The organism is Pseudomonas sp. TREG-RG-20F-10-E-6-01 (assembly GCF_022662455.1).
In the GTDB taxonomy this organism is placed as follows: Bacteria; Pseudomonadota; Gammaproteobacteria; order Pseudomonadales; family Pseudomonadaceae; genus Aquipseudomonas.
This window is the reverse complement of the sequence record NZ_JAKNQP010000006.1, coordinates 62,848-83,046: the sequence shown is the minus strand read 5'-3', so window position 1 is coordinate 83,046 and position 20,199 is coordinate 62,848. Positions and strand designations below refer to the sequence as shown.

Below are 20,199 nucleotides of genomic sequence, written 5' to 3'. Positions count from 1 at the left end.
CACAAGTCCAGGGGCGCGCACTCACATTGGGAACTTGCCTACCCGGCAGAGAAAAAGCGCCTGCACAAAGGCGCGTCAATACCCCGTCATTTCCAGATACCCCACCCCGCCCTCAAACTGCACCGGCCCTTCCCAGTACGGAATGCTCAGGTTCATCCAGGCCTTCGAGTTGACGGCCTGGGGGGTGATATCCAGGTGCTTGCCGGGGATTTTCAGTGACCAGCGCGTCGGAATGTGGCGCCCGTCGATTGCGGTGGTGGTCAGTGGCGTGAGCTGGATATCGGCGTTGTGCAGCGTCTCGGTGCGGCCCTGTTGATCAATCCAGGTGCCGGTGAGATAGCCCGCGCCGTCTGTTTGCCGAACGCGAAACAGCATCAACTGCTCGCCGCGATCCAGGTGCAGGGAAAACCAGTCCCAGCCGGTCTGACTGGCCGCCAGTGGTTGGCTGCTCCATTCACGGTCGAGCCACGCCGGGCCGCTGACCTGATAGGTGATGCCGTCGATGCTGACAGTGCCGGCCGCGTTGAAAAACGGCTGGCTGTAATAGTACGACGCCTGGCCCTGATCGGATTTGCGGCTGTAGCCGTTGTCACCTTGCAGCACCAGTGGGCGGCTGGAGGTCAGGTGCAGGTCGTAGGCAAATTGCGCGCCGCCGGCCTTGAGTTGCATCTGCGCCAGAGGGCTTGCGGCGCCGGGGCGGGTCGCGAAATTCCAGTCGTCGATCCAGGCGTTGAACGGCACCGCCTGTGCGCCGGCCTGGCCGATCCCGCCACGCGCGTAGCGTTCGGCAGCGTAATGGTGAGTGGCGGAGGTCACGGCGGCGTGGCCGAGCCAGATCGTGGAGTCGTGCCAGCCGGGTTGCGTCGGCCCCGCCTTCAACGCGTTGCGAAACAGCGTCCATTGCACGCCGAACACATTGCCCTGGGCGTCCTTGAGGTTGGCGGTGACGTACCACCATTCAATGCGAAAACCGTCATGGGGGCCGTGGTCCTCGGGAAAACTGAAGACCTTGCCGGGCACCACCTGAGCAAAGTCCGCCGCATCGCTGCCCAGGCCGGCGAAGCTTTCCGGCGGCGCGGGGGCTTTGTCGCACGCGGCCAGCAACAGCAAGGCGGCCCACAACCACGCTTTAATCTTCATTGGCAAACGTCCTCAGCAAATCCGCCGGGCGACTGCGGTACAACTGCCACAACGGCCAGGCCGAGGCCAACAAGGTGGCCAGCAGCGCCAACCCCAACAACTGAGCAAGCTGCCACGGGAACACCTGCAATGGCAGGCGCCAGCCGAATGCCTGCACGTTGATCACCGCGTCCAGGCACCACGCCAGCAGCAGGCCCAGCGGCAACGCCAGCACCAGGGTCAGCACCGCCAACAGCCAGGTCTGGCCCAGGTTGAGCAACATCAATTGGCGACGCGTCACGCCCAGCGCCCACAGGGGCGCGAGTTGGCCCAGTCGGCTCTGGCTCTGGGTGAGCAAGCTGATAAACAGCGCCACGCCGGCCACGCCGAGGGTCAGGCTGTTCAAGGCGGCGGTGGCGGCGAAAGTGCGCTCAAACACCTGGCTCGACCAGCCTTTGAGTTGCTGCTGATCGACGATGCGGCTGTCATCCAGGGCAAACGTGCGCTGCACCTCGCGCACCAGCGGTGGCACCTTTTGCGGCTGCACCCGCAGGTTGAAGCGAGCCGGTGTCAGCGTTGGCCAATGCGCCAGCAGGTGGTGTGAATTGACCAGCAGATGGCCTTTGGGGTTGCCGTAGTCGGCGTAAATCCCCACCACCTTGGGCGACCAGACACCCTGAGGCGTGGGAATCGCGACGGCATCGCCCAACTGCACCTTCAAGCGCCTCGCCAATTGTTCGCTGAGCATGACCGTGTCGCCCCGCAGCAACTGGTCCCAAGGCGTGCTTGCCGCCTCCAGCAACGGCCAGTGCTGGCGGTAGGTCGGGTCGTCGACCACGCCGAACACATCCGCCGGCCAGCCCTGCAGTTGCACGGCAACCTGCCAGGTCGGTAGCACCGCCTGCACCAAGGGTTGCTGCGCCAACCACGTCGCGAGTTGCTCGGCCTGAGCCGGGTTTTGCGGGTTGAGGTACAGCTCCGCCGTTAGGCGCTGCTCCAACCAGTTATTGAAGGTCTGGCGAAAGCCCGAGGTCATGGAACCCGCGCCGATATTCGCCGCCAGAGCCAGCAGCAAAGCCATCAGCGCCAGGCTCAAGGCTGGCAACTGCTGGCGGCAGTCGGCAAGAAACCACTGGCCGAGCACAGACCGGCTACGCCCGAGCACCGCCGTCAGCAGCCCATTGAGCACCACCGGCAAACCGAGTGCCGCGCCCAGCAACAAGGCGGCCATCAACACAAAACCGGCCGCCAGGCTGTCGCCCAACCCTAGCGCCAGCAGTGCGATGACCAGCGCGGTAGCCGCCACCCAACCCTGGCGTCGCAACCAGCGCGCGTGCGCGTCATGCCAGGCCTGGGCATTGGCCAGTGCCAGCAGCGGCAAGCGCGCCGCCCGCCACAGGCTGCTGCCGCCGGCCAGCAGCGCGCCGACGAGGCTCAGGCCCAGCCCGGCCATCCACCACCACGGGCTGAGGCTCAACTGGCCCGGCACCTCGGCGCCGTAAAGCCCACGTAAACTTGCGGCGACATCCGGCAGCAGCAGGCTCGCCAACAGATACCCGCTGGCGACACCGAGCACGCCGCCGAGCAACGACAACACGCCGAGTTCGACGCCCAGGCTGAGGATCAGCATGCGCGCGCTGACCCCGCAGGCGCGCAACGTACGCAATAACCCGCGCCGTTGTTCCAGCGCCAGGCCGATCGCGGCGTGGACAATAAACAGCCCCACCACAAAGGATAAAAAGCCCAGGGCGTCGAGGTTCAAGTGAAAGCTTTCGGTGAGGCGCGCGAGGTTGTTGTCTTCACCCTGCTTGAGTTGCAGCGCAGCCGGTGGCGTGGGATGACCGGCGGCAAAGGCCTTGTCCAGCAGCAGGCGCGACAGTTGCCCCGGCATGCCCAGCAGCGGTTGGGCAAAACCGATATCGGTCAGCAACAGGCCCGGAGCCATGTCCTGCTGAACCTGCAACGGTGGCAAGGCTTGCCCGCTCGCGGTCAGCGGTTGCTCGCCCTCATGCAACCCCAGGGCCGCCAGGGTTTGCGGTGCGATCCAGGTACGCCCCGGCGGGTTGAAAAACGCGATCATTTGCGCCTGGCTCAACCGCTGCCCCGCCACTGCGCCGCCGCCGGGCAACGACAGCGGGTCGATGCCCATCAGTTGCAGGCGCAGGTCCTCATGCCCCTTGAGCTGCAAGCGGCCCTGCACCACGGGTGATACCGGCCACCCGGCACGGCGCAGCTCGGCAAACAGCGCCTGGGGGAAGCTGGCAGCATCCGGCGCACTGAGGCTGGCTTGCGGCTCACCGCCGATCAATTGACTGGCGCGTGCATAACTGTCCCGCGCCTGGCTGTTCAGCGCCTGCACCCCGGTCAACAGTGCGGTGGCCAGCCACAGGCCGGTCAACACGCTAAAAAACTGCACCGGGTGACGCCGCCAATGGCTCAGCAGTGCGCGCAACGTCCAATAAAAAACGCTCATCTCAACGCGCGTCCGCGGGCACGACACGGCCGCGATGCAGTATCACTTGCTGGTCCAGGCGCGCTGCGATGCGCGGGCTGTGGGTGACCATCAACAGGCTGGTGGCGCTGTCACGCAGCAGGTCCAACAGCAACTGCAACACTTCATCGCTGGTGGCTTCGTCCAGATTGCCGGTCGGCTCATCGGCCAGCAGCAAGCCGGGGCGCGAGGCCAGCGCGCGCCCCACCGCCACCCGTTGCTGCTGGCCGCCGGACAGTTGCTCGGGGTAGCGCTTGAGCAAGTCGCCCAGCCCCAGGCGCTCCACCAACTGTGCCTGCCACTGCGGATCAAAGCGCCCTGCCAGCCGCGCCTGGAACGCCAGGTTGTCCTCGACGCGCAAACTGCCGATCAGGTTGAATTGCTGGAACACCAGGCCGATTTCGGTGCGCCGCCAGTGAGCCAGCTGCGCCTCGGTCAGTTGATCCAGGCGCTGTGTGCCAACCTGGATGCTGCCGCCGTCCACGCGGTCGAGCCCGGCCACCAGATGCAGCAGCGTGCTTTTGCCGCTGCCCGACTCGCCCATCAGCGCAAGGCTACTGCGTTCGCCCAGGTGCAAATCGACGCCCGCCAACACCGTCAGCGGGCCCTGTGGGGTGGCGTAGCTTTTAAGGACACCGTGCACCTGCAACATAAGAGCGCTCACGTGAAAGACTGCAAACGAGAATAACGGCTCATAGTCGCGCCCACGCAATTTTTTCACATTGATTTCACCGCCCGCCTACCCTCGCCCCACTAAATTGCCCACCACACGCCAAGGGCCGGCAACTCGTTAGTTGCCGGCCGTGGCCACTTTTAACCGCTGGATGTTCAGCGAAAAGACAGCAGCCCTATGACAGCCTCTTGCTTAACTTCGGGCATCCGTCGAAGCGTTGCGCCTACTTCAATAAAAACAGTGCAGTACAGTGCCCATGGTGAATGATGTGGTTGACCTTACCCTGACCAAACCGCGCTCGCGCCGCGGCTATATCAAGTGGTTGCGAAAGTGGTGGGCGGGCCTTGCAGTCATCGCGCTGCTGCTCGCCGGCTTCCTGCTGTGGCCCTCATCACCGCGTGACCTGAGCGTGGGCAATCGCTTGCTGAGCTCGCAAGTGCTGCCCAGCTGGCGCGATGGTGACCTGATCGTGCTGGTGCGCCATGAAGAGCGCTGCGACCGCTCGACAAACCCCTGTTTCGGCGGCCCCGAAGGCCTGACAATCGTCGGCACCCAACGCGCGCAGGAACTGGGCAAGGCCTTCCTCAAACTGGGCATGGAAGGCAGCGACGTGCTCGCCAGCCCAGCATTGCGCACGGCCCAGACCTCACACTTCATGTTCGGCAATGCAGAGCTGACCTCCGGGCAGCAGGCGATCTGCGGCGCGGCCATTGGCGAAGAACTGCTCAGCCACAAGCAGCCCGGACGCAACCTCGTATTTGTCACCCACAGCGGCTGTATTGCCGACTTCGAAAAGACTCTGGGTTACCCGCGCGCAGCGTTTCCCGAGTACGGCAGTGCCCTGTTCGTTCGGGTCAAGGCCAACGGCAAATTCGAGACCCTGGGCATCATGAACAACTCCGCGTGGCCCGCCGTCCTGAAACAACTCTAGACACTTTTTTACATATACCCACCTGTATGTTCAGCAAACCGACAGCCCTCTTCTGGCATGTTTAACTGCGCCTGTTACTTCAGGACGTCATGAATATTTTCAGTGACTTAGTGAACTTAGTGACTCTTTCTACTATTACTTACATGCCTCAGTACTCCACCGTTAAACGTCAAGGAGCGACGTTTTGATGACCCGTTTGAAACCTCTGCCGCTATTGTTGCTGGCCTTCGCCGTGTTCTACCTGCTGCCCTTGGGCCTGCACGGTTTATGGATCCCGGATGAAACCCGCTACGCCCAGATCAGCCAGGAAATGCTGCTGAGCGGCAACTGGGTGGCGCCTCATTTCATGGGCGTGCGTTACTTCGAAAAGCCTGCCGCCGGCTATTGGCTGATCGCCATCGGCCAGTGGGTGTTTGGCGAAAACCTCTTCGGGGTGCGCACTGCCTCGGCCTTGACCACGGGCCTGAGCGTTCTGCTCGCGTACCTTATCGCCCGCCGCCTGTGGAACGACCAGCGCAAGAGCTTCGCCTGTGCCCTGCTCTACATGAGCTTCGGGCTGGTGGCGGGGCAAGCGGGTTACTCCAACCTCGATCCGCAATTCACCCTGTGGGTCAACCTCAGCCTGGTTGCACTTTGGTTCGCGCTCGACAGCCGTACCCCACGCGGCCGGCTCGGCGCCTGGGCAATGCTGGGCGTGGCCTGCGCCATGGGGTTCATGACCAAGGGCTTTCTGGCCTGGCTGTTGCCGGTGCTGATCGCCGTGCCGTACATGCTTTGGCAGCGACGCCTGGGTGAACTGTTGCGCTATGGCCCGCTGGCGGTTCTGGTGGCGGTGGTGCTGTGCCTGCCGTGGGTGTGGGCGATTCATCTGCAGGAGCCGGACTACTGGCGCTTCTTCTTCTGGCACGAGCACATCCGCCGCTTCTCCTCCAACAATGCCCAGCACGCCAGGGCCTGGTGGTTCTTCCTGCCGATCATGGTGGTGGCGTGCCTGCCATGGGCGGCGCTGTTGCCCGCGACCGTGGTCAACGCCTGGAAAGACAAAGGCCAGCCGGCGATTATTTTTCTGGCCTTGTGGCTGCTGCTGCCGCTGGGTTTTTTCAGCCTGAGCAACGGCAAGCTACCGACCTACATCATGCCGTGCCTGCTGCCGCTGGCGTTGCTGATGGGGCATGCGTTGATCGACCTGATCAACCGCGGCAAAACGCGCAGCCTGCGCATCAACGGCCTGTTCAATTTCGCCATCGGCCTCGGCGCGATGGCGACCCTGATTTACCTGCAAATCGACAAACCGCTGTACAGCAACAGCCACGCCGAGATGTACAGCCTGTCGCTGACCTTCATCGTGTTGCTGGGCTGGATCCTGGCGAATCTGCTGCAAGCCTTCCGCCCGCTGACGCTGTGGGCCATGCCTGCGCTGGCCATCGGCGTGCTGGTGGCGCTGCTGCCTGCCGGCATGCCGCAAGAGATCACCGATACCGAAATGCCCGACCAGTTCGTGCTTGAGCATCTGGATGAACTGCAACAAACCCATGCTTTGATCAGCAATGAACTGGGTTCGGCCTCGGCTTTGTCCTGGCGCTTGCGCCGCCCTGATGTGGCGTTCTACGACACAGAGGGCGAGCTGCGCTATGGCCTCAAATACGCAGATTCGGTGCACCGCAAAGTCAGCTTTGAAAATGTTCAGCCCTGGCTGAGCGAAGCCCGCCAACAAGGCTCGGTCGGCGTATTGATGCGCGTCAGAAGCACCAGTGAACATCGCGAAGAAGGGCAACTGCCACCCGGAGGCCAGCGCTATCGCAAGGGCGCCATGCTGCTGATCATCTATCCCAAACTTCCTTGACGTCATGCCCACCGTGAGAGCCGCCGATGAATTTCTGGAAAACCGATCGCGGCGCGCTGGTGCTGCTGCTGGGCGTCTCGGCGTTACTCCTGCTGCTGGGTCTGGGCAGTCGCGATTTGTGGGGGCCGGAGACCCGTTGGGCCAACATCGCCCTGCAGATGCTGCAAAGCGGTGACTACTTCGACCCCTACCTCAAGGGCGCACCGTATTACGACAAACCGCTGCCCTCTTATTGGCTGATTACCGCGTGCGCCAACCTGATGGGCGGGCTCGGCCCGTGGTCGCTGCGCCTGTCGTCCGTGATCGCGGCCTGGCTGAGCATCTGGCTGGTCTACCTGATCGGCGAGCGCCTGTTTCGTAAAGGCACCGGGCTGATTGCCGGCTGGATGCTGGCGACCACCTTCTACTTTCTGTTCTGGGCCCGCGTGGCCACAGCCGATGTGCTGACCGTGTGTGGCGTGCTGTCGGCGGTCTGGTGGTATTGGCGTGGGCCGGATGACACGCGACAGGGACGCTACACGGTATTTTTCCTGCTGCTGGCGGCAACGTCGTTGTTCAAAGGCTTGATCGGCTTCGTGTTGCCGGGCCTGGTGCTGTTGCCGCACTTGCTTAGCGAACACCGCTACCGGCGCCACCTCAACCTGCGCCTGCTGCTGGCCATGCTGATCGCGGCGGCGTTCTATTCGATTCCCTTCGTGTTGTCCCACTTTTACGGGGCCCCCACCTATGGCGAGAGCGGCCTTGAACTGGTGTTCAAGGAAAACGTGGTGCGCTTTTTCGACCCCTTCGACCACATGGGGCCGATCTATACCTACCTGATCTACCTGCGCGCCTACACCCTGCCCTGGGCGCCGTGCTGGTTGCTTGGCCTGTGGCTGGCGCTGCGCCATTGGCGCCAAACGCCGCCCAACGTGCGCTGGCTGGTGTGGGGCCTGGGCCTGCTGTTTGTGTTCTTTACCGCCAGCGGCAGCCGCCGAAGCTATTACGTGTTGCCCCTGGTGCCTTTCGCCCAGTTGCTGGCCGCCTGGTGGCTGAGTGAGCGCCTGCAGCAACAACCGGCCCGTTGGCCGCGCTGGCAGAAGGCTTTTGGCATCACCGCCGGCGTATTGCTGCTGGTGCTGGGCGTGGTCTACCCCTGGACCACCGGCAACGGCGGCGTCACCCGATTCGCCGAGGATGTGCACGCCCAGGCGGTGAAAAGCGCGCCGTGGAATCAGTGGCAGATGGTGCTGGTGGAAGTCGACAACAAGGTGCCGATGTACCTGCAAAACGGCGGCAAGCCGTTTTACTACGTGAGTGAAACCCAGGACTTCCCACGCCAGGGCGACAGCGCCGCCCTGATGGCCTGGCTGGAAAAAACCAGCGGCCAGGGGTTCGACCCGCAACACACGATCATCGTCGCGCAATACTCAAAGGAAGACCCGACGCCGTTGGCCTACCTGGGCACGGATCATCAGGTGATCACCACGCAGCCGGACAATGGCGAGCGGCTGTTCCAGAAACGTTCGGGCGGCAGCGTGGCGTTTATTCCTGTGCCACGCTGACAGGCCCACTCAGGCGTTGCGGGTCTTCAGCTGTGCGTTGAACATGGACAGGCGACGGGCTTGGTGCGCTTGGTGGTGAGTCAGTGAGTTGGCTGAGCTGGCGTGTATATCCGTTATTGGGTGATGGCTGAGGTTGGTTTCGCCCTTACGGCGAGTCACTTTGGAAAAGCCCCAAAGTAACCAAAGGGCTCTTGCCCCACCACTCGGCACCTCGCCTAGGCTCGGTGTGCCCTCACGCAGGCTTTGGAGCGTGGGCCGCCGCGATGGGCCATCCATGGCCCAACACGGCTAAACCGGCGTCCTGCCGGTTTACCCACGCTCCAAAACCTGCGTTCGGCCAGCGTGGTTTAACGGGGCGCCTAAGATCAAGATCAAGATCTACAGCACGGCGGCCTGACAGCCGACCTGATTCTCGAACCTGAACTCAATCAAATGTGGGAGCTGGCTTGCCTGCGATGGCATCAACCCGGTGTACCTGATGGACCGAGGTGCCTGCATCGCAGGCAAGCCAGCTCCCACAGAAAAGCAAAGCAGTGCGGTGCTGGCAGTTGAACTCGGTCAAATTGTGGGAGCGGGCTTGCTCGCGAATGCGGTGGGTCAGTCAGCTTATGTGTCACTGACACACCGCATTCGCGGGCAAGCCCGCTCCCACATTTGGATCTCAGTGGATCAGATGGATCATGTGTCGCTGTGCTTTTGATCCGCTTTTGCTTCTACCACTCAGGTCGGCTACTAGGCCGCCGTGCTTTGCTTTTGATCTTGCGTGTGATCTGACAGGCCCCGTCAACCACGCTGGCCGAACGCAGGCTTGAATCCGTGGGTAACCCGGCAGGACGCCGGGTTAGCCGCGTTGGGCCATGGATGGCCCGTCGCGGCGGCCCACGGATTCAAGCCGGAGTAAGGGCATGCCGAGCCTAAGCGAGGCACCGAGTGGTGGGGCAAAGACCTTTTGGTTACTTTTGGGGCGTTTGCCAAAAGTGACCCGCTGTAAGAGCGGAACCATACGAAGCCGTTACCGCAGCAACGGATATGTACTCCCCCCCAAAAAAAACCAACCCCTCAAATCCGCCGACGCCGCCCAAGCTGCGGAATAGCCGTCTGCACAACATCCACACACTCCACCCGTGTCGCAGTGCACGCTGCAAGCTGCGCCAAAGTCGGCTGACTGAACAACGTCCGCGCATCCACATCCAACCCCGCCTTGCGCATACGCGCCACCAAACTCACCGCCAGCAACGAATGCCCGCCCAGCTCGAAGAAATGGTCATGCCGCCCTACCCGCTCCAGCTTCAAGACCTGCGCCCAAATCCCCGCCATCAAGGTTTCCACCTCACCCACCGGCGCTTCATACGCACGGCTGACCACCGCCTCCAGCCCCGGCTCAGGCAGCGCCTTGCGGTCAAGCTTACCGGCGGGATTAAGCGGCAATACCTCAAGCTGCACAAAAGCCGCCGGCACCATGTACTCCGGCAATTGCTCCAGCACGTAGGCACGCAAGGCCTCCAGGCTCGGCGCCTGAGCGCGCAGGGTGAAGTAGGCCACCAGCCGCTCATCGCGAATCAGCACCGCCACTTCGCGCAACGCCGGATGCGCCGCCAGGCGTGACTCGATCTCCCCCAGCTCCAGGCGCACCCCGCGCAGCTTGACCTGAAAGTCATTGCGCCCCAGAAATTCCAGATTGCCGTCCGGCAAGTAACGCACCAGATCGCCCGTGCGGTACAGCCGGTCACCCGCCACGAACGGGCTGTCGATAAAGCGCTCGGCCGTCATCTGCTCCAGCCCCAGATAACCCCGCGCTACGCCAACGCCGCCGATATGCAGCTGGCCGCTGACGCCCATCGGCACCGGCGCATCGTGTTCGTCCAGCACATACAGCCGCGTGTTGTTGATCGCACGGCCAATCGGCAACTGCACGGCCGGCACCGGATCGCCGGGTTCCAACGTCCACGCGCTGCTGTCCACCGTGGCTTCGGTGGGCCCGTAGACGTTATGCAAACGCACCTTGGGCAGGCGCGCTTGCACGCCACGGGCCAGGGCTTCGGTGAGTTCGCCACCGCCGCAGAGCACGTCGGTGAGGCTGGCGCACAATGCCGACTCTTCCAGCTCGAGAAACTGCTGCAACATCGCCGGCACGAACTTGATCACCGTGATCTGCTGCTCGCGAATCACTTGCGCCAGATAAGCCGGTTCACGGTGGCCGTCGGGCCGCGCAAGTACCAGGCGCATGCCGTTGGCCAGCGGCCAGAACAACTCCCACACCGAGCCGTCGAAGCTGAACGGCGCACGTTGCAGCAACGCGCCGCCTTCGGTATTCGGGCACAGCCGGGAGCCCCAGTGCATCAGGTTGCCCAGGCCGCGATGTTCGATCATCACGCCTTTGGGCGTGCCGGTGGAACCCGAGGTGTACATCACGTAGGCCAGGTTGGCGACGCTCAAGCCGGGCACCGACGGATTGCCGCTGGGCGCCTGGCTCCAGGCGTTCTGGTCAAAGTCGATCACCGGGACAGACACCGCGCCCGGCAAGTCGCGGGTGGCGGCGTGCACCAGCAGGGCCACCGGTTGGCTGTCGTTGAGCATGTAGGCCAGGCGCTCGCGCGGATAGCCCGGGTCGAGTGGCACATAGGCGCCGCCCGCCTTGAGAATCGCCAGCAAACCCACCACCAGGTCCAGCCCGCGCTCGACACACAGCGCCACCCGCGAATCCGGCTCAACCCCGCGTTCACGCAGGTGGAAGGCCAGCTGATTCGCGCGCTCATTGAGCTCGCGGTAGGTCAGTTGCCGCTCGCCGGCCTGTACCGCGATGGCATGGGGAATGTGCCGCGCGTGGGCTTCAAACAGCGCCTGCACGGTAAGGGTTTCGGGGTAGCCGGTTTCGGTGGCGTTGAGGTCCACCAACAGCCGGTGCAGCTCGCTGGCAGGCAGCACCGGCACCGTGCGCAATGGCGTGGCCGGTGCGTGTTCGAGTGCGTCGGCCAAGCCGTGCAGGGTCGTGTCGAGGTATGCCAACAGCCGCTGGGCGCCGACCTTGCGCGGCGCCTTGGCCTTGAGCCGAAAGCCGCTGGCAACGTCGTCAACGGTGAGCATCAACGGGTAACTGAGGATGTCTTCACTGCTGAGCAACGCAATGCCCGGCACCAGGTTCAGGCGTGGGTCAGCGTCGGTGTGACGGTAGTTGAGCAGGCTGTTGAACAGCGGCGACGCACTGCTGCAACGCTGGGCCAAGGCGAGCGAGGCCTGTTCATGGGCCAACAAGGCGCTGAGCTGGGTGTGGGTGTCATTGAGCGCATCGAGCACGGTTTGCCCGGCCAGGCGCACGCGCAACGGCAAGGTATTGATGAACATGCCCAGCGCGCGATCGGCGCCCTCGCCGGCTTGCAAACGGCCGAGCAGCACGGTGCCGAACACCACGTCATCGCGGCCCGCGACACGGCTGAGCACATGCGCCCAAGCCAGATGAAACAGGCTGGCAGCGCTGACGCCAAGGGCACGCGCCTGGGCCCGCAGGCGTTGGTTGAGCGCGTCGCCGAGGGGCTGTTCGGACTCCTCGATTTCAGCGCGGTCTGCCTGCCGCTCCTGCAAGCCGAACGCCAGGGTCGGCTCGTCGACATCCGCCAGGCGCTCGCCGAAGAACGCCTCGTGGGCGGCCTGTCGTTCCGGCGCCCGGGTCTGTGCGACCACATTGCGATACGGCACCGGCACCGGCAGTTGCGCCTGCTCCCCAAGCAGGTGCGCGCGGATTTCGTCCACCAGCACGGTGGTCGAGGTGGCGTCGTTGACCAAGTGATGGAAACGCAGCTTGGCCACCCAGCGCCGGTTATGCGGCTCTTCGGCGTAATCCAGGGCCATCAGCGGCGCCTGGCGCAAGTCCAGCGGCTGATGCTGTTCGCGCAGGGGTTGAACCCGCAATTGTGCGTCGCGCCACACCACTTGCATGGGCTGTTCCAGGGCATCCCAAGCCAGGCTGGTACGCAGGATATCGTGACGGTTGATCACCTGTTGCAACGCCTGGGCAAACGCGTCGAGCTGCGCGCGACTGGCGAAACTGAACAGCGCATGTTGCTGATAGGGATCGCGTTCGTCGGTGAGGTGGTGGTAAAGCAAGCCTTCCTGCAACGGCGCCAGCGGGTAGATTTCCTGCACATTGGCCGCCCCTCCAGGAATGCCGGCGACGATGCGATCAATGCCGGGCTGATCCAGATCGGCCAGCGCGAGCATGTCTGGCGTGATGTGCGTGCAGCCCGACGGGATGCGGTTAGCCGGCACCTGTCTGTCGCTGCCGGCACTGGCCGCCGCCAACGCTGCCAGGGTGGGTTGGCCGAACAACACCTGCACGTCGGCGCGCAACCCGGCATCGCGCATGCGTTGCACCAGTTGCACCGCCAGCAGCGAGTGCCCGCCCAACTCGAAGAAATGATCATGGCGCCCTACCTGCTGCACATGCAGCAATTGCGTCCAGATCTGCGCCAGGGTGGTTTCCACGCCCTCGCGTGGCGCCTCAAACAACCGCGTCACGAAAGCCGCGTGTGTGGGCGCCGGCAAAGCCTTGCGGTCGAGCTTGCCGTTGGCGGTAAGCGGGAAAACCTCCAGCTTCACGTAGGCCGCCGGCAGCATGTAGTCAGGCAGCGACGCTTGCAAATGGGCGCGCAGCGATTCGACAGTGACGCTGGCGCGTTCGACATACCACGCCAGCAGTTGCCCCTCACGGAACAGCACCGCGGCTTCCATCACGGCCGGGTGCGTGGCCAGCGCGGATTCGATTTCCCCCAGCTCGATACGCACGCCGCGGATTTTCACCTGATCGTCATTGCGGCCCAGGTACTCGAGATTGCCGTCGGGCAGCCAACGGGCCAGGTCGCCAGTGCGGTACATCCGGCCGTTGCTGAAGGGGTCATCGAGAAAGCGTTCGGCAGTCAGTTGCGGACGGTTGAGATAACCGCGCGCCACGCCCTTGCCGCCGACGTACAACTCCCCCGCCACACCGATGGGCACCGCGCGTTGCTGCTCATCAAGCAAGTAAACGCAGGCGTTGGCGACCGGTGCGCCGATATGCAGTGGCCGGCCCACTTCGACACGCCCGGAGGTGGCGACCACCGTGGCTTCGGTGGGCCCGTAGTTGTTGATCACCTCGAAAGTCTGCGTTCGGCTGAACGAGCGCAGCCGGTCGCCGCCGATCAGCAATGTACGCAATGTAGGGTGTTCCAGGCGCTGACTGAAGGCGTACTCGGCCACCGGCGTCGGCAAAAAGCACACCTGCAACGGCTGCGCGCGCCACCAGTTGAGCAACGCATCGATGTCCTGCGCGTCATCCTGTGCCGGCGGCAAGTGCAGCGTCGCGCCCACACACAGCGCGGGCCAGACTTCCCAGGCCATCGCATCAAACCCGAAGCCGGCCACGCTGGCCGTGTGGCTGCCGGCGCGCAGGTCGAACGCCCGGCAATGCCAGTCCACCAGGTTCGCCACCGTATGGTGCTCGACCATTACGCCCTTGGGCTGCCCGGTGGAGCCGGAGGTGTAAATCACGTAGGCCAGGTTCGAAGGCGTGACGGCGACCCGCGGACTGTCGCCCAGGTGCACGGCCGGGTGCTCCAGGCGGATGACCGGCACGTCCAGCAAAGGCAGGCGATGCAGCAAATCCTGCTGAGTCAGCACCGCCACGGGCGCACTGTCGTGCAACAGGTAGTTCAGGCGTTCGGCAGGATGGGCCGGGTCCACGGGGACATAACAGGCGCCGGATTTGAGGATCGCCAACAACCCCACCAGGGTGTCCAGGCCACGCCGGGCCACAATCGCCACGCGATCGTCCAACTGCACACCGTGTTCGAGCAACTGCCAGGCCAGCGCATTGGCCTGTTGATCGAGCTGGGCGTAAGTCAGCTGCTGGCCCTGGTGCACCGCCGCGATGGCCTGCGGTGTGCGTGCGGCTTGCGCCTCTATGCGCGCGTGCAGGGTTTGCGGCTCGGTGGCGGGTTGTGCGGTGGCATTCCAACGCAGTAATTGGGCCTGTTCGGCCGGCGTGACCAGCGACAACTCACCCACGCTCAGCGCGGTGTCTTCCAGGCCTTGTTCCAGCAGCCAGGTAAAGCGCTGCGCCATCGCTTTCACGTCGTCGTGCTGGAAATACGCCTCGTTGTAAACGCAGTGCAGGCACGCGGTGTCCTGGTAACGGTTGCTGCGCAGGTGGATGGCAATCGGCAGCGGCTCATGATGGTTGGAAACCTTGACCGCGCGGGCCTGGACCTGACCGTAACGCAGGTCGTGGTCGTCCTGCTCGAAGGACACCGACAGGTCGAACAACTGGCCGCGATCTGTACGCCGCAGGCCCAGCTCACGGTTCATCTCGCTCAAGGGGAAGCGTTGATGGCGGAAATCCTGCTTGAGCTGGTCACGTATGCCACGCACCAAGGCGCTGAATGGCAATTGCTCGCTGAACTGAAAACGCACCGCACTCACCTGGGTGAACAAACCCACGGTAGACCGAAAACGCGCGTTGGAGCGGTTGAGAATCGGCAACCCCACTACCCACTCTTCGCGTTGGCTGGTGCGGGTGAAATACACGTACATCGCCGCCAGCAACACATGAAAGGCCGAGGCCTGATAGCGGTTGGCCACTTGTTCCATGCGGTTGAGCAGCGCCACCGGAAACGCTTGCACCAGCGTATTGCTCGGCGCCTGCGCGTTATGCCGAGGCGTCAACAGCGGCGCGGGCAGCACCTGGTATTTGTCCAGCCAATAGGCACGGTCACGGGCATAACGCGCCGATTGCAGGTAGCGCTGGTCGGTGTCGATAAAGTCGATATAGGACGGCGCAAGTGGCTCCGGTTGCCGACCTTGCTCCAGGTCGCTGTACAGCCGCGCCAGGGATTGCAGCATCTGGCCAAAGCCCCAGCCGTCGAGGATCAGGTGGTGAGCCTGGGTTCCCAGGCGGTAGTGATCATCGTCGAGTTTGACCAGGAAAAAACGAAACAACGGTTCACCGCTCATGGCATACGGGCGGGCCATTTGCGCCTGCATCAATGCCTGGGTCGCGGCCTGCGGGTCGGGCAGCGCAGAGTAATCGTACTGGCCCACTTCCACGGCCATCGCAGGGACGAAGATTTGCCGAGGCAGACCCTGGTCGTCGCTATGCAGCTGGGTGCGCAATGCATCGTGTTTGGTCACCAGCCGCTCGACGGCGCGCTGGATCAACTCGGGGACCACCGGCCCGGCGAAATCGACATAGCCGCCGATGTTGTACAGCGGTGAGTCGCCCACACGCAGTTGGTCGAGCCAAATGTCTTGTTGGGCAGCGGTGAGGGGGAAGCTGGCCGGCTGGCGGGTGAGATGCGTCATAAGATCCTTCTCATGGGAGGTCAGGCACTGGCCGCGCGAGGGCCCATTTCGCCGAAATTGCCGGATTTGAGCATGGGGGTTCGGGCCTGTCTGTCACCCGAAACCCGGACACCACAAAGGCGCAAAACGGCCTTGACTGAGGGTTCATTGCTGAATCGATTAAACGCTTGTAGGAAATTGGCTATTTGTGACCGCTACCAATGCTTAAAAAAATCTTTTAAATAAACATATTTTCCATATAAATCAGCACGTTAATTAAATCTAAAAAGCGTAGGCGGTTTTTCGTGGGCGGAATGCGCTGTCAGAAACGTCGAATTAATGACGTGGTTTTTATGGCAGGTTGTGTCCCTCGTTTCCGCTGCATACGTAGGACAAATCCCTATGGCTAAATAAAATCTCGAACGCCGAATTACGTTCAAGGAGCACGGACCGCGCCTCACAAACCCAGGGCGCCCCGTCGACGGTTTTCGACATCAAGGATGAGATGGCTATGAGTCTGACCCGCAGTATTGGCGACACACAGAGCCCGCATTTCTACGCCGAAATGGGTGAGTTGATTTCAAGCAGCGGCCACCAGCACTTCGCCGCCAACATGTTGCACCTCGTGGACAAGTGGGTGCCGATTCATCTGGTGGACCTCAGTGAATGGACCCTCGACGAGCTGCGCGACAGCGTGCGCGAGATCAAACTCTTGGGCAGCGCCGGCGTTAAAAATGACCTGTCTGCGCCGCAGACGCTGCACCCCATCAAGGACCACCCGCTGCTGCGGCAAATGCTGCGCATGCAAGACCCGCTGCTGATTCAAATGAAGGCCAAGGCCAACAGCGCGCACCCACGCGGCAGCTCACACCAGTGCAACCTGGTGTCGCGCCAGGGCAATCGACGCTGCGTGATTTCGTTCTATCGCCCGCCGACGCAGCCGGGGTTTTCCCTGGCGCAGTTGTCGTTTCTCAAATGCCTGTCGGACACCCTGCTGCCGTTGATGGAACGGCACGCGCAGATCCTGCGCCAGGCACCGCACACCGAGATCGAGCCGGCGCACAACCCGCAGGAGCAGTCGCAGCTGCAGCGCGAGTTCTACAAGCGTTTGTCCTTAAGCGATATCACCCTCTCGGCGCGTGAGCAGGAAGTGTGCCTGGGCCTGTTGACCGGCGGCACCGTGCCGCAAATGGCGGAAAAACTCAGCGTGAAAAACAGCTCGATCGAAACCTACCTCAAACGCGCCGCTGCCAAGTTGGGCGTCAGTGGCCGGCATGGCCTGGCCAAATGGATGGTTGGCGCCTGATGAACAAAGGGATGCTCACAACGCTAGGCGTGGCCTGGATGCTCGGCGGTTGCTCGCTGATCCCCGAGTACCAGCGGCCAGCGCCGCCTGTGCCTGCGCAGTACCCGCAAAGCGGGGTTTACCGCCTGGCGCACTCGGGCACGGTGGCGATAACCCAGGACTGGCTGCACGTGTTCCACGACCCGGCCTTGCAGCAGTTGATCGCCAATGCGCTGCTCAACAACCGCGACCTGCGCGTTGCGGCGCTGAATGTCGAGGCGTTCCAGGCGCAGTACCGCATCCAGCGTGCGGACCTGTTCCCGGCCCTATCCGCCACAGCCGCCGGCAAACGCCAAAAGTTGCCGGGCGATGTGACCGGCACCGGCAAGTCTGCGATTACTTCCAATTATTCCGCCACGTTGGGGCTCAGCGCTTATGAACTGGATTTGTTCGGCCGTGTGCGCAGCCTCAGCGAACAGGCGATGCTCACGTACCTGGGCACCGAAGAGGCGCGACGCAGCGCGCAGTTGAGCCTGGTGGCCAACGTCGCCAATGCGTACCTGACCTGGCGCGCCGACCAGGAACTGCTGGCCCTGGCCCAGCAAACCCTGGAAGCCGACGACCACAGCTGGCAGCTCACCAGCCGCAGCAAAAGTGCGGGCAAGGCCTCGGCGCTGGACGTGGTGCAAGCGCGCACCGCAGTGCAAAGCACGCGCGCGAGCGTGGCCCGTTATGAACGCCAGGTTGCCCAGGACCTGAACAACCTCGCCCTGCTGGTGGGCGCGCCGGTGGATGAGCGTTTGCCCGCGCGGCCACTCGCCGATGAGCTGGTGGCGCGCGTGCCCGCCGGGTTGCCGTCCGACTTGCTGCAGCGGCGCCCGGATATCCTCCAGGCCGAATATCAGTTGCAGGCCGCCAACGCCAATATCGGCGCGGCGCGCGCGGCGTTCTTTCCATCGGTGACCCTCACGGCCAACGCCGGTAGCACCAGCACGCAGCTGTCGGGGTTGTTCAAGGGCGGCTCGGGCACCTGGACCTTCCAGCCGCAGATCAACCTGCCGATCTTCAACGCCGGCAGCCTGCGCGCCAGTCTCGACTACGCAAAACTGCAAAAGGACATCACCGTGGCCCAATACGAAAAGTCGATCCAGACGGCTTTTCAGGAAGTCGCCGACGGCCTCGCCGCCCGCCAGACCTTTAATGACCAGCTGGATGCACAACGCGATTTCGTAGCGTCCAACCAGGCCTATTACGACCTGGCCCAACACCGCTACCGCAGCGGCGTGGACAGCAACCTGACGTTTCTCGATGCACAGCGCTCGTTGTTCAGTTCGCAACAAGCGCTGATTGTCGACCGGCTGGCACAGTTGGTGGCGGAGGTAAATCTGTATACGGCGCTGGGTGGCGCGTGGGGGGATACGCCGGTGCTGGCGACGGCAAAATAAAGCGGGTTTGGATGTGGGCTAGCCACATCCTTTGTGCAGCGTTCAAGGGGTGCGCTGTGCCACCCGCCACACCTTGTTGCCCACATCGTCTGCCACCAGCAACGCGCCTTGTAACCGGCCTACGGGTTGCGGTTCCACGAATCCTGTTCACCGACAAACACGCCATCGGCGAACGCCGTTGGTAATCGGGCACCTGGTGGCTGCCGATTTCGTCACGCTCGTTGACCACTGTCCACAGTTGGGTGGAGCCAGGCTTCCAGATGGCGGCGCGGCCTTCTTCGGCGTCGAGGCCGTTTTCACCGACATTGTTGTTGGAGCCCACCGTCACATAGAGCCGCGTGCCGTCCGGGTTGGCCAGCAGGTTTTTGGTCCAGTAATGGTTGATCCCGGCCGGCAGCCCGGTGACCTTTACCGGCGTGGCGTCTATGTGGGTCTGGCCCGAGGTAACGCCACCTTGACCACCGCGTCAGCGTTGCCGATGTACAGCTCATCACCCACCAGCGCCATGCCGAAGCATGCGCTTGGCCGGCTTGTGACAACCACTCCGGCCGCGCTGCAAATCACGGCCAACGGCCCATCGCCAGGCTGAACGGCGAGAACTCGGCAAACTGCCAGCGCAACGCCAGCGCTGCCGGGCGCCGTACCGCATGCTCCACGGTCAGCGTCCATAAACGCTGCGCACCGTCGAACATGGCCACTTCGGGGCCGCTGAGGATCAGCGCGGTGCGCCCGGCAATCTGCAGCACGTCGCCCGATTCGAAGTCGATAAACAACAGCCCCGCCACCGGGTTGGCCGACAGGTTGCCCAAGGTGTTGAAGAACAGATTGCCGGCGAAGTCGGGAATGGTCAGCACATTGCCGTCGACGCGCACGAAGCCGGTGTTGCCGCCGCGATGGGAGACGTCTACCGAGCGTGCGCCCTCCTCGTCAACGTAGCTTGCGACAAAGAAGGTGTCAGCGTTGCGGATCAGGTGTTGCGCGGCGTCATCCAGCCCGTCCAGAGGCTCGACCAAGGTGCCGGGTTGGCGCGCGATGCCCTCGACCGGGCGTTGTTGAATGTACTTGGGGCAGTTGCCGAACGTGTGCACCACCTCGACCGAAAAGCCAGCGTGACCAAGGCTGCCCACGCGCCCGTTCATGCGGTTGCGGCGGCGGGTTGTGAGGTCGATGCCCAGCAGGCCCACGGACGCACCGCGGTGTAACGCAGCCAGCGCCGGGTCGCCCTTGGACGGCAAGCTGTCGATCTGCAAGGTGTGCGGGTCGGGTGAATGGGCAAACCCCGGCGCGCCTTCGAGCAGCGTCGCCCAAGGGATGCCTTGCGCATCCACCACCGCGAGCATCAAGTAGGGCAACAGCGGATAAAAATCCCGATGCTGCTCCGGCAAATGGTCGCGGATCACCTTGGGCCCCACGACTGCCATGCGCTCGGCAACGCCGGCGCTTTGCTGCATCTGCCGTTCGCCGGCATGCCAGGGGGAGGGTTCGATCAGGTTCATGGCGCACACCTCAGTGTTGGATGGGTGAATGCTGCGCTCTGTCGCCCATCGAGAGAATGCCCAC

10 protein-coding genes and 1 pseudogene are annotated in these 20,199 nt (G+C 63.3%); 5 read left to right on the top strand and 6 right to left on the bottom strand.

Features of this window, described 5'->3' with window-relative positions; translation table 11 throughout:
* Positions 1 to 75 precede the first annotated feature (75 nt).
* From L8K08_RS18470 to L8K08_RS18460, 3 genes are read right to left on the bottom strand one after another with little or no spacing between them, the layout of a single operon-like run.
* Complete coding sequence (locus L8K08_RS18470) at positions 76 to 1,140, bottom strand: lipocalin-like domain-containing protein (RefSeq protein WP_242199254.1); 1,065 nt, start codon at positions 1,138 to 1,140, stop codon at positions 76 to 78.
* Positions 1,130 to 3,592: an FtsX-like permease family protein gene (locus L8K08_RS18465; RefSeq protein ID WP_242199251.1), complete on the bottom strand. Its 2,463-nt coding sequence runs from the start codon at positions 3,590 to 3,592 to the stop codon at positions 1,130 to 1,132. Before L8K08_RS18465 ends, L8K08_RS18470 begins: the two co-directional genes overlap by 11 nt.
* A 1-nt stretch (position 3,593) precedes the next feature.
* Positions 3,594 to 4,262 carry an ABC transporter ATP-binding protein gene (locus tag L8K08_RS18460; protein WP_145163684.1) on the bottom strand — a complete coding sequence of 223 codons (669 nt, stop codon included), beginning with the start codon at positions 4,260 to 4,262 and terminating at the stop codon, positions 3,594 to 3,596.
* Between the two features lie 277 nt (positions 4,263 to 4,539).
* Here L8K08_RS18460 and L8K08_RS18455 point away from each other — a divergent pair, with 277 nt between their 5' ends.
* The 3 genes from L8K08_RS18455 (at position 4,540) to L8K08_RS18445 (ending at position 8,601) form a co-directional block, all read left to right on the top strand.
* Positions 4,540 to 5,214 (top strand): histidine phosphatase family protein, encoded by a 675-nt coding sequence (locus tag L8K08_RS18455; protein WP_242199521.1) that lies wholly within the window; start codon positions 4,540 to 4,542, stop codon positions 5,212 to 5,214.
* A gap of 187 nt (positions 5,215 to 5,401) precedes the next feature.
* On the top strand, positions 5,402 to 7,057 hold the full coding sequence (arnT, locus tag L8K08_RS18450) for a lipid IV(A) 4-amino-4-deoxy-L-arabinosyltransferase (RefSeq protein WP_242199250.1): 1,656 nt from the start codon (positions 5,402 to 5,404) through the stop codon (positions 7,055 to 7,057).
* A 26-nt stretch (positions 7,058 to 7,083) separates the two neighbouring features.
* Positions 7,084 to 8,601: a glycosyltransferase family 39 protein gene (locus L8K08_RS18445; RefSeq protein ID WP_242199247.1), complete on the top strand. Its 1,518-nt coding sequence runs from the start codon at positions 7,084 to 7,086 to the stop codon at positions 8,599 to 8,601.
* Positions 8,602 to 9,660: 1,059 nt separating this feature from the next.
* On the opposite strand, the gene L8K08_RS18440 is transcribed toward L8K08_RS18445, so the two are convergent.
* Entirely contained in the window at positions 9,661 to 15,930 is a 6,270-nt protein-coding gene (locus L8K08_RS18440) for a non-ribosomal peptide synthetase (protein WP_242199245.1), read from the bottom strand.
* A gap of 490 nt (positions 15,931 to 16,420) precedes the next feature.
* On the opposite strand from L8K08_RS18440, the gene L8K08_RS18435 reads away from it, so the two are divergent.
* Together L8K08_RS18435 and L8K08_RS18430 are read left to right on the top strand one after the other, a co-directional pair.
* The gene (locus L8K08_RS18435; protein WP_242199244.1) at positions 16,421 to 17,215 is read left to right on the top strand and encodes a helix-turn-helix transcriptional regulator; all 795 of its coding nucleotides are present in this window, start codon (positions 16,421 to 16,423) and stop codon (positions 17,213 to 17,215) included.
* Positions 17,215 to 18,639 carry an efflux transporter outer membrane subunit gene (locus L8K08_RS18430; protein ID WP_242199242.1) on the top strand — a complete coding sequence of 475 codons (1,425 nt, stop codon included), beginning with the start codon at positions 17,215 to 17,217 and terminating at the stop codon, positions 18,637 to 18,639. The genes L8K08_RS18435 and L8K08_RS18430 overlap by 1 nt, the downstream gene beginning before the upstream one ends.
* 42 nt (positions 18,640 to 18,681) lie before the next feature.
* Here the strand turns inward: L8K08_RS18430 and L8K08_RS18425 are convergent.
* Both L8K08_RS18425 and L8K08_RS18420 read right to left on the bottom strand, forming a co-directional pair.
* Positions 18,682 to 19,161: pseudogene (locus tag L8K08_RS18425) on the bottom strand (sorbosone dehydrogenase family protein); the annotation flags it as partial.
* Between the two features lie 38 nt (positions 19,162 to 19,199).
* Positions 19,200 to 20,135, bottom strand: coding sequence for a pyridoxamine 5'-phosphate oxidase family protein (locus L8K08_RS18420; protein ID WP_242199240.1), 936 nt, complete (start codon positions 20,133 to 20,135; stop codon positions 19,200 to 19,202).
* Positions 20,136 to 20,199 lie beyond the last annotated feature (64 nt).